We start from the raw sequence: 10479 nt of genomic DNA, 5'->3' as shown, positions 1-10479 counted from the left end.
ACGATGCGTATCATTGCACGAACGAACACCGGCCCATGATCCTCCGACGCCTTGCTCTCGCCGCCGCCTGCGCCATCATCACCGTCGCCGCCCAGGCCCAGCAACCCACCACAGCCGCCTTCCTCGTGGGTGAGGAGAAGGGTGGTCGTGTGATCGTCACGGAGGTGATCGCCGTGGACGCCGATCTTTCGAACGATGCGGTGAAGGCGCGCTTCGGCAAGCTGCCCGCCACAGTGCCCGCCCAGCGCTGGCAAGTGGTGCGTCACACCAGCGAAGCGGATGCCCGGAAGGCCCGGGCCGAAATGGACGCCAAGTACCGCGCGAGCGGTCGCACGGTGAAGGAGCTCAAGTGAGCCCGGACCACCCGGACCCCGATCGAAAAGGCGCCCCTGGGCGCCTTTTCTCATGGCGTACCGACCAGGATCACCGGGTGTGAGGCACGTCCACCGGAAGCGCCTGTCAGCGTGAGGATGTAGCTGCCTGCCGGCAGATCCCCGACCTCCATTATCGCCCCGTTCCGGCTCCGCACGCGGCGCAACGGTCGCCCGCCCACCGACCAGAGCACCAGGTCCATCTCCTCATCGGGCGCCTCCCACCGTACGGTGAACCGGTCGTGCGCCGGAACAGGATGCACGCGAAGGTCTTCATCCAAGAGCTCTTCAATGCCGATGGCGCAGGGTGATCGGGATCCGTCCAGGGCAAGCACCCCCAGGACGAGCGGATCGAGCCACGCCTTGAGCTTCTGCGCGGCGGTGTTGGGGTTCTGCGTCCAGTGGAAGCTCATCTTGCCATAGTAGTCCGGCTGGTCCGGGCCCGAACCGGGCAGCCCACAGCCATCCTCGACGCAACAACTGGTTCCTCCGCTCAATGTGCCGATCACCCGGCCGAACGTATCCAACAACGGTGCCCCGGAAGAACCGGGTTCGGTGACGCCATGTCCGTTGGCCGTGGCCGTCCACTTCACGAACCAGTGGCTGTACGGCCCACCTGCGATCCACTGCGAGGTGAGCAGGTTCATGGCGTAGGTGCTCACCTTCTTCTCGCTGCCCGTGGGATGATGGATGGTGACCCCGCTGGCGCTCGGCGCGCTGGAGGCGTCCCAACCCGCCCAGTAGGGATCGAAGCCGGCCGGTACACTGGTGTAGGCTTCAAGCAGCAGGAAGTCCGACCCGTTCAGGCCTCCATCGTTGCTGTCCGCACGGCGGTGGCAGCCGGTGATGTACTTGGTCTGGTCCGCCGCTCCGCTGCCGCAGCCCGTGCGCTGGTACCCGAAGTAGAACTTGTAGTCCTGCAGATCGGCTGCGGTGGAGTTCAGGCCGCAATGGAGGGCGGTGAGGATGAAGGGACGGCAGTCCAGGGCCGTATTGTTCATCAAGGTGCCCGAGCACCAGATCAGCGCGCCGTTCGCGCGGACCCCCACGCGCACCACGGCGTCACGCTGGTCGGCAAAGGCCTGGCCCTCGGTGCAGTTCACATCCACCTCGCACGGATCGGACTTCTGCCACGACACTTCACGGAAGGTGTGGCCCACTTCGGCCACCGTGAACGTGCCGACCGTTCCACCATCCGCTCCCCCGATGACCTCAACGATGCAGCACGGGCCGAAGACGCGCGGAAGCGCCACGCGACCGCTGGCAGGCACCTCGGTCCGGTCGATGCCGATCACTTCGGCAAGCGTGTTCGCATCGCGCAGGACCAGGCGCTCACCCTGACCGAGCCGCACATCCACCAGAAAGGGTTCCACGGCCAGGGCGCCATCCGAACAGATCCGCACCCGGCCTGCTCCGGTCCGGGTCAGCTCCGTTCCGATCCGCTCCTCCACGGGAAGCACCACCCCATAGGCCGGGGGCTGCCCGATGGCCCGCCCAGCGGAGTCCAGTGCCAAGGCCACCTCCTCCACGAACGGAGCCGTGTGCACGGTCAGCATCGAGCTGTGCTCCTGGGCGTGCAGGCCAACGACTCCGGCTGCCATCCAGGCACAGACCCCGATCCCCCGGCGAAGCGTGCGCATTTCGCACGAAAATAGGCAGGCCCAGGCCATGGCCCTGAAATGGCGAAGGGCCCCATGGGGCCCCTCGCATTGCGGACGACGATCGGATCACCTCAGCAGGGTGACATGACCTTGTTCCTTCACTTCGGAGCCATCGTTGCCGACCCCGACGAACACCCAGTAGTACGTCCCCTCGGAGATGTTGGAGCTCGGCTTCCAGATCACTTTGTTGGTCGTGGTCTGCGGCACGGCGTACACCTTGGTGCCCCAGCGGTCGTAGATGGTCATGTCCACGCTCTTCCACCCGCGCAGGTCGGCGTACTCGAAGGCATCGTTGTTGCCGTCGCCGTTCGGGCTGAACACGTTGGGGATGATGACGATGGGATCCGGAAGCACGATCACGGTATCCTGGTAAAAACCAGTGCAGCCCTGATCGCTCACCCCGTTCAAGGTGATGATGTAGACGCCAGGGTCGTTGAAGGTGTACGTGGGCTCGAACTCGGTGGACGTTCCGGTGGTGTCGCCGAAGTTCCAGTTGAACGACACCACGTTCCCTGAAGAGGTATTATCGAAGAAAACGTCCAGCGGTGCCACGCCCTCGTTGGGCAGGGGGTTGAAGCTCACATCCGCGGGAGGATCCCAAGTGGTGGTCACCGTGGCGGTGCCGAAGCAGCCCAGGCCAGGGTCACCCACCGTCACGGTGTAGCTCGCCGGAGAGGTCACGGGCACCACGTTGGTCACGGCGCCGTCCGGGTCGGAGAGACCCACCGTGGGCGACCAGCTGAAGGTGAGCAGGTCCTCGTTCACGCCCGCGCACACCCGGAAGCGCATGTTCGGACGATCGGCGCTCTCCCCTTGGTTGAAGAAGGGCGGCGGGATGGTGTCGCACAGGTTGGCACCATCGGTGAAGTTGTAGATCACCGAAGTGTAGCCCGTGTTGGTGGCGAAGGTCGGCGAGTTCTGGGTGAAGCCGTTCGGGTAGTTGCTGAAGCAGAACTCCACCACCACGTTCGACACGCCATCCCAGTTGAAGCCCGGATTGAGCACGAAGTTGTTCCAACCCACCGTGACCGGCACATCCGTGGGCCCGAACACGGGGAACAGGCCGGTGACGAAGCCCTGGTCGATGTTCAACGAATCGAGCGTGGTGCAGCCCATGTGGATCTGCCAGCCCGGGTACAACGCCAGACCGTTGACCGCGGCCACGTTCAAAGCCAGCTCGTTGATGGTACCGCCGGTGAAGCCCAGCGCGAGGAGCTCGCTGGCCCGGATCAGCACCTGGTGCTTGGTGCTGTTGTACCAGTTGCCGAAGGGCGCGGGGTAGGACGTCGCCGTGCCTTGCACGGTGCCCGTTCCGAGCTCAAAGTCGGCCACGATGCCCGAGGTACAGCCTCCGAAGTTCTGTCCACAATAGATCGGAGGTGAGTTATCGATCTCGACCGTGAACGTGGTGCCCTGACCCTCGCAGAAGGAATCGTCAGCGACCGTGACCGTGAAGTCGGGCACGAACCCGGGCAGCACGACCAGCGTCAGGCTGGAATCCCGCTTGGTACATCCGTCAGGGCTGGTGACCTCCACCGAGTAGTCATAGGACCCCGGCTGGCTGTAGCCGGCGATCGGGTTCGCGATATCGTCCGCGGAAAGACCGAGTGACGGCGTCCACTCGAAGGTGTAGCCCGGCAACGCAGGGTTGGTGATCACGTTGATCTGGGCGGTCTCGCCCAGACAGAGCGTATCGTCGCTCTGGGTGAGCGAGAAGGAGAAGTCGCTGACCACGGCCACCGTGATCGTATCCGAGTTGATGCAGGAGCCCGCCAGATCGCTCACGACCACGTAGGTGGTGGTGCTGTTGGGATCCGCGATCACCTGCGAGCAGAAGGGCGGGTCGAGGCAGATGAAGTTCTGCGGGGTGATGGGGTCGCCGCCCGGCAGGATGGACCACACGAAGTTGGCACCGCCATCGGCCTCGATGTTCGCCACCTGAGGGCCGCAGATGGTCTGGTCAGGACCGACGGACGTCCGCTGAAGCACGTTCGTGTTGAACACATAGGTCTGGAACGCACTGATGGGGCAGTTCTGGTCCTCCACGGTGATGGTGAAGGGATAGAATCCGCTGTTCCCCGGCTGAGCCGTCCAGCACACGGTGATGGTCACCGGGTTCGTTCCGGTCCACGATAGCGTGGAGCCGGGCAGGTTCTGCTGCACGTTGCTTTCCACCACCAGCGTATCCCCGAGGTCGGGATCACCGATCACCACGTCGAAACAGAAGTTGTCCGACTCGCAGAGCTCGATCTCCGTGCAGCTGACCTGGACGGCGGTGCCGGAGAAATTGCCAATGCAATAAATCGGGTCAGGCGCCTGGTTCGTGCAGGGGATCACCACGAACTGCATGTCGCGCATCACCGTACCGATCACGTTCCCATCCTCATCATACTGGGTGACCTCCACCACCACCACGAAGTTGCCGATGGCATTGGGCGTGAAGGAGAGCAGGCCGGTCAGCGGATCCAAGGTGATGCCGGTGATCGGCTCGTTCGCCGTGTAGGGGAACACATAGCCGATGGGCACACCGCCGAAGTCCAGCGCGGGATGAAGCGCGTAGCTCAGGCTGTCCCCGTCCGGGTCATACACACCGTAGCTGTACAACACCGGCTGGTTCAGGCACACGTATGGGATCGGCGCGCTTGTGAACACCGGGGAATCCTCGCAGGGGTAGTCCGCGTTATTGAACGTGGTCTCGATATAGCCGTCCACGTTGCCGGGTTGCTGAAGGTTCACGATCGCGTCATTGCGGCAACACAACGACCAGGACACGGTCCAGAAATCGCAGGGCGGGACCGTGGCCGTGCCCGTGAAGATGTACTGCTCCAAGCCGGGCAGGTTGCCCCCGTTGCAAGTGCTGTTCTGCAGCTCGTTCGGGCAGAGCTGGCTCACCTCGGTGAAGCTCTGCTGGGTGACCGTCACGGTCTGATTGCCGCAGGGGCTCTCCAACGTCAGGTCATACGAGGTGCCCAGCGTGGTCCCGAAGCAGTCCCGGTAGATGATCAGGGTGAACGCATATTCGCCGTTCCCCAGGCATTCGTAGATGATCTCACCACCCGAGACGTGGGTGGCCTTCGCTTCATGCCAGGAGAGAGTGGCCAAGGCGGCCAGAGCCAGCAGTTTACGGTGCATCGTGGTTCGTTAAGGCGGTCGAAGATAAGGTTCCCCCGGAACTCCGACGGATCTTCGGGCCCGACGTGTTCCAACCAGCATGACGCCGCCCGTCCGACCCAAGTTGTCCAGGCGCGCTCGAACCCTTGTGGGCCGGGCCTTCCTGGCTACCATGGTCGTACTGCTGGCCTGTTGGTCCTGGGCTGGCCGACCCGTGTTCGATGAGCCCCGGTCCATGGCCCTGCTGGACCGCGATGGCCACCTGCTCAGCGCCCGGGTGGCGGCGGACGGACAATGGAGGCTCACGGCGGGCAGCGCCTCGCTCGATCCGCGCTTCGAGACCTGTCTCCTGCGGTTCGAGGACCGGCACTTCCACCACCATCCCGGCATCAACCCCGTGGCCCTGGGGCGGGCGGTGTGGCAGAACGTGCGGGCCGGCCGGGTGGTGAGCGGGGGAAGCACCCTGACGATGCAGGTGGCCCGGCTTGCCCGGGGCGGGGAACGGAGCATCCTGAACAAGGTGCTCGATATGGCCCTGGCCGTGGGTCTTGAGCTCCGCTTCACCAAGGCCGAGATCCTCCGCATGCATGCGGCCAATGCACCGTTCGGTGGCAATGTGGTGGGGATCGAGGCCGCATGCTGGCGCTTCTTCGGTCATGGTCCGGAAGGACTGAGCTGGGCCGAGGCCGCCACCCTGGCCGTGCTGCCCAATGCCCCTTCCCTGTTGCATCCGGGTCGCCACCGGGAAGCCCTGCGGTCCAAACGCGACCGGCTGCTCGATCAGCTCAAGGCCGATGGCCGCCTCACCGCCTTGGAATGGTCGCTGGCCCGGGAGGAGCCCCTGCCCTCCAAACCCCTGGCCCTGCCCGACCGCGCGCCGCATCTGCTCTCCTCCCTCGGATCCGCCCATGAGGGTACCCTGCACTGCACCCTGGACGGAGCGCTCCAGGACCGTGCTTCGTCCCTGCTGGACCGCCACGCCCAACGGCTGCAGGCCGAGCGCGTGATGAACACCGCCGCGGTGATCATGGACATCGCCACCGGAGAGGTCCTGGCCTATGTGGGCAATCTGCGCGTTGCCGGTGGCTTGCATCACGGTCAAGTGGACCTGGTGGTCGCCCGGCGCAGCACCGGTAGCCTGTTGAAACCGTTCCTGTTCGCCGCGCAGCTCGATGACGGTGAGCTCCTGCCCGACATGCTCGTGGCCGACCTTCCTGTTCACTACGACGGCTTCGCACCGGGCAACTACGACGGTCGGTATCAGGGCGCCATCCCCGCGTCCACAGCGCTGGCCCGATCCCTCAACGTCCCAGCCGTCCGTGCCCTTCGCCAGCATGGCATCGAACGCTCGTTGAAGCTCTTCCGCGCCATGGGCATCAGGACCTTGGACCGCTCGGCCGACCACTACGGGCTCAGCCTCATCCTGGGCGGTGGGGAGACCACCTTGTTGGAGATCACCGGTGCCTACGCGAGCCTGGCCCGCGTGCGTGCTGAGCACGGGCGCTCGGCCGCCGACCCCGCGCGGACGGTGCGTGATCCGATCGTGCTTCGCGATGGACCGTGCCTGACGGGTCCGTCGCCCCTCAAAGCCTCGGGAGCCCATTTCGCGCTGGAAGCGCTGACCCGCGTGGCACGCCCGGCCGAAGAGGCTGGCTGGCAACGGCTTGCCGGGGCACGGCGCATCGCCTGGAAGACAGGCACCAGTTACGGGCACCGCGATGCCTGGGCCGTGGGCGTCACCGAACATCATGCCATCGGCGTGTGGTGCGGAAATGCTGATGGTGAAGGACGCCCCGGGTTGACCGGCGGCCGCGCGGCCGCTCCGATCCTGTTCGAGCTCTTCGGGTTGGTGGAGCCGGGGCCCCCGCCCTCGCCTCCGCACGACCAGCTGATGTGGGGACCGGTCTGTCGTCGCAGCGGTCATCGCGCCCAAGCAGCGTGTCCCGCGGTGGACACCGTACCGATCCCACGCACCGGGTCGGCCACGCCGCCCTGTCCGTACCACCGGGTCATCTGGTGCACCGCCGATGGTTCGCATCGCGCGTCAGCGCAGGATGGAGGGGTGCCCATCTCCTGGTTCGTGCTTCCGCCGGCCATGGAAGCCTACTACGCCCCAACGGACCCGCTTTACCGAAGGCTGCCACCCTCCATGCCCGGTGCACCGTTCGATGAGGTGGATGACCTGATGCAGCTGATCTACCCCGAAAGGGGCACGGTGGTGTTGCTGGCCCGTGAGTTGGACGGTCGACGTGGCAAGGTCGTCGCAGAGGCGGCCCACCGTGAGGCCGACGCGGTGATCCACTGGCACGTGGATGGGAGCTACCTCACGAGCACCCGGGCGGGCCACCGCACGGCACTGGACCTCGATCCGGGAACGCATCGACTAACTTTGTCCGACACGGAGGGCCGGTCCACCACGGTCCAGTTCCGGGTGGCCTTTCCGGGGCCCGACCGATGATCCGACTGATCCCGCTCCTGTCCTTTCTGGCCGCTGCCGTGGGCCTGCGTGCGCAGCCCGATACGTTGTTCGTGCCCTCGGGTGACACCACCTACGCGTTCCCCCTCGTGCACGGTCCGTTCCAGGATGCCGATGCTTTCGTACGCACCAGCCATTACGCCTACGATACCACGAGGGTGGCCGCCACGCTCAGCTATCGTCGCGGCAAACCCAGCGGCGTATATCGCGCCTACTATCCCGATGGGCGTCCGCTCATCTTCGCCGTGTACGGCTGGGGCTCGCTGCATGGCGATTGGACCGAGTACGACGAGCAGGGTCGCGTGGCGCTCAAAGGCCAATACCGCATGGGGGTCCGGGAAGGCACCTGGGCTTTCCGCGCCCAGGGCATCGTGGGCGAGTACAAGGACGGTGTGCCACATGGCAAATGGCGCTACTACGAGGACGGCCGCCTGGCGCGTGTGGAGAAATGGCACAAAGGCAAGCTCCTTCAGGGCAGTACCTACCGCTTTCTGGGCATCAAGACACCGATCCGTTAATGCGCCCAGGCAACCTCAAGACCGTCCACCGCGTTCCATTGCCAATGCACCTTTCCCACCCGCTCCGCTCCCTTGCCCTTTTCCTGGCCATCCTTCCGTTGGCAGGCCAGTTGACCCTGGCGCAGACCGCGAAGCCTTCACCGGCCAGCAAACTGGAGGCGCTGTTGTACCACATCGATCGGATGTACGTGGACAGCGTGGACCAGGACAAGCTTGTGGAGGAGGCCATCGTGAGCATGCTTGAGGAGCTTGACCCGCACTCCATCTACATCCCGAAGGAGGAGCTTGAGGAGGTGAATGAACCGCTGAAAGGCAACTTCGAGGGGGTGGGCATCCAGTTCAACATCGTGCGCGACACCATCTATGTGGTGGACGCGATCGCCGGCGGGCCCAGCGAGCGGCTCGGCATCCGCGCCGGCGATCGCGTCGTGCGCATCGACGGCGAGGTCGTGGCCGGCATCGGCATCAAGAACCCCGACGTGATGAAACGGCTGCGCGGGCGCAAAGGCACCAAAGTGAACGTCTCCATCGCCCGTCGTGGGGAGAAGGAACCGTTGGAGTTCTCCATCACCCGTGACAAGATCCCGATCTACAGCCTCGAGGCCTCTTACATGGCCACACCCACCATCGGGTACATCAAGGTGAGCCGCTTCAGCGCCACCACCACCAAGGAGTTGCGGGACAAGCTGGACGAGCTACGGGGGAAGGGGATGCAGGACCTGGTGCTCGACCTGCAAGGCAACGGCGGAGGCTACCTGCGCTCTGCGATCGAGATGGCCGATGAGTTCCTCGCGGACCGCAAGCTCATCGTCTACACCGAAGGCCGGAACACGCCACGCGAGAACACCTTCGCCACGGCAGAGGGCCGTTTCGAAAAGGGGCGGCTGGTGGTGCTCGTGGACGAGGGCAGTGCGAGTGCGAGCGAGATCGTGAGCGGTGCCGTACAGGATTGGGACCGCGGTCTGGTCGTCGGCCGTCGCAGCTTCGGCAAGGGATTGGTGCAGCGCCCCGTGATGCTCCCTGATGGTTCGGCCGTTCGGCTCACCGTTAGCCGCTATCACACGCCCAGCGGCCGATGCATCCAGAAGCCCTACGAAGAGGGCGTGGAGGCCTACCGGAAGGAACGCGCCGAGCGGCTCGCGAAGGGCGAGCTGATGCATGCCGACAGCATCGCCCTGGCCGACACCGCACGGTACTTCACCATGAACAAGCGGGTGGTGTTCGGCGGCGGGGGCATCATGCCGGACATCTTCGTGGCCATCGACACCAGCCTGAGCTCGGACTACTTCGGCCAGCTTGTGCGGAAGGGCACCCTGAACACCTTCGCCTTGGGGCTGGTGGACCGGGAGCGCGACCGGTTGCTGCGCTCCCACGCGAACGTGGGGGCGTTCATCGAACACTATCGCGTGGACGACGTCGTGCTCCGCGATCTGGAAGCAGCCGCCAAAACGGACGGTGTGGAACCCGACCCCGATGGTCTTGCACGGTCACGCCCCCTCATCGCCTTGCGGTTGAAGGCCCTGCTGGCCCGCGACCTGTGGGACACCTCGGCCTACTGGCAGGTGATCAACGCGGACAACCCGGTGGACAGCAGCTTCAGGAGGGCGCTTGAGGCCCTCCTTGGCGACACGTACGAGCGGATGGGCATGGCCCGCCAGCAGTGACGGGCTGTTAATGGATCGTTAAGGGGGCCCCGAAGGACCCGTGCTCACCTATTTTCGCGCCCCGACAAAGACCAAACCAAACACATCGAGCGATGAAAGAGACCGTCAAGATCGCCCTGCTGGCACTCATCGCCGGCACGCTGATCTACATGGCCGCGAAAGGCACCGGTACCGGCACCGGTGGCGCCTCCAGCAGCGAGACCAGCACCGCAAGCGTCGTGTCAGCCACGAAGCCTGCCACGCCACCAAGCACCATTTCGGACGCCAAGACCTTCGACCCCCTCGCCCAACAGGCCCAGGCAGCCATCGACAACCGGCCCAAGACGTCGATCAGCTTCGCCAGCATGGAGCATGATTTCGGCAGCATCAAGCAGGACTCGGAGAACAAGTACGTCTTCACCTTCACCAATACAGGCAAGGAACCCCTGCTGATCGAGAACGCCCAGGGCAGCTGCGGCTGCACCGTGCCCAACTACCCCAAGGAACCCATCGCCCCAGGCAAAACGGGCGAGATCGAGGTGGTGTACAAGCCCGGCAAGCAGGAGAACCAGCAGAACAAGACCGTCACGGTCACGGCCAATACCGAGCCCAAGCAGACCACCCTGCGCATCTCCGCCAACGTGCAGAAGGTCGGCTGACCTGACCCATATTCAATTGTCGAGCCCGGCCCCAGGCCGG

The 10479-nt window shown here is 64.9% G+C and carries 7 protein-coding genes; 5 read left to right on the top strand and 2 right to left on the bottom strand.

Annotation, left to right across the window (positions count from 1 at the left end; genetic code table 11):
- Window positions 1-35 precede the first annotated feature (35 nt).
- Window positions 36-353, top strand: coding sequence for a hypothetical protein (locus IPJ87_03255; GenBank protein MBK7940884.1), 318 nt, complete (start codon window positions 36-38; stop codon window positions 351-353).
- A 50-nt stretch (window positions 354-403) separates the two neighbouring features.
- Here IPJ87_03255 and IPJ87_03250 read toward each other — a convergent pair whose 3' ends face one another.
- Complete coding sequence (locus tag IPJ87_03250) at window positions 404-1972, bottom strand: hypothetical protein (protein MBK7940883.1); 1569 nt, start codon at window positions 1970-1972, stop codon at window positions 404-406.
- A gap of 126 nt (window positions 1973-2098) precedes the next feature.
- Window positions 2099-5164, bottom strand: coding sequence for a gliding motility-associated C-terminal domain-containing protein (locus tag IPJ87_03245; GenBank protein MBK7940882.1), 3066 nt, complete (start codon window positions 5162-5164; stop codon window positions 2099-2101).
- A 151-nt stretch (window positions 5165-5315) separates the two neighbouring features.
- On the opposite strand from IPJ87_03245, the gene pbpC reads away from it, so the two are divergent.
- The 4 genes from pbpC (at window position 5316) to IPJ87_03225 (ending at window position 10439) form a co-directional block, all read left to right on the top strand.
- Entirely contained in the window at window positions 5316-7601 is a 2286-nt protein-coding gene (gene pbpC, locus IPJ87_03240) for a penicillin-binding protein 1C (protein MBK7940881.1), read from the top strand.
- Entirely contained in the window at window positions 7598-8137 is a 540-nt protein-coding gene (locus IPJ87_03235; protein MBK7940880.1) for a hypothetical protein, read from the top strand. Before pbpC ends, IPJ87_03235 begins: the two co-directional genes overlap by 4 nt.
- Before the next feature lie 44 nt (window positions 8138-8181).
- Window positions 8182-9801, top strand: coding sequence for a S41 family peptidase (locus tag IPJ87_03230; GenBank protein MBK7940879.1), 1620 nt, complete (start codon window positions 8182-8184; stop codon window positions 9799-9801).
- 149 nt (window positions 9802-9950) lie between these two features.
- Window positions 9951-10439: a DUF1573 domain-containing protein gene (locus tag IPJ87_03225; GenBank protein ID MBK7940878.1), complete on the top strand. Its 489-nt coding sequence runs from the start codon at window positions 9951-9953 to the stop codon at window positions 10437-10439.
- Window positions 10440-10479: the final 40 nt, after the last annotated feature.

This window comes from Flavobacteriales bacterium (assembly GCA_016713875.1).
In the GTDB taxonomy this organism is placed as follows: Bacteria; Bacteroidota; Bacteroidia; order Flavobacteriales_F; family PHOS-HE28; genus PHOS-HE28.
This window is presented reverse-complemented; position numbering and strand designations above follow the sequence as displayed.

Coding starts and splice junctions, on each gene's coding strand:
- IPJ87_03255 (MBK7940884.1), top strand. CDS start 36: ATGATCCTCCGACGCCTTGCTCTCGCCGCCGCCTGCGCCATCATCACC.
- IPJ87_03250 (MBK7940883.1), bottom strand. CDS start 1,972: ATGGCAGCCGGAGTCGTTGGCCTGCACGCCCAGGAGCACAGCTCGATG.
- IPJ87_03245 (MBK7940882.1), bottom strand. CDS start 5,164: ATGCACCGTAAACTGCTGGCTCTGGCCGCCTTGGCCACTCTCTCCTGG.
- pbpC (MBK7940881.1), top strand. CDS start 5,316: ATGGTCGTACTGCTGGCCTGTTGGTCCTGGGCTGGCCGACCCGTGTTC.
- IPJ87_03235 (MBK7940880.1), top strand. CDS start 7,598: ATGATCCGACTGATCCCGCTCCTGTCCTTTCTGGCCGCTGCCGTGGGC.
- IPJ87_03230 (MBK7940879.1), top strand. CDS start 8,182: ATGCACCTTTCCCACCCGCTCCGCTCCCTTGCCCTTTTCCTGGCCATC.
- IPJ87_03225 (MBK7940878.1), top strand. CDS start 9,951: ATGGCCGCGAAAGGCACCGGTACCGGCACCGGTGGCGCCTCCAGCAGC.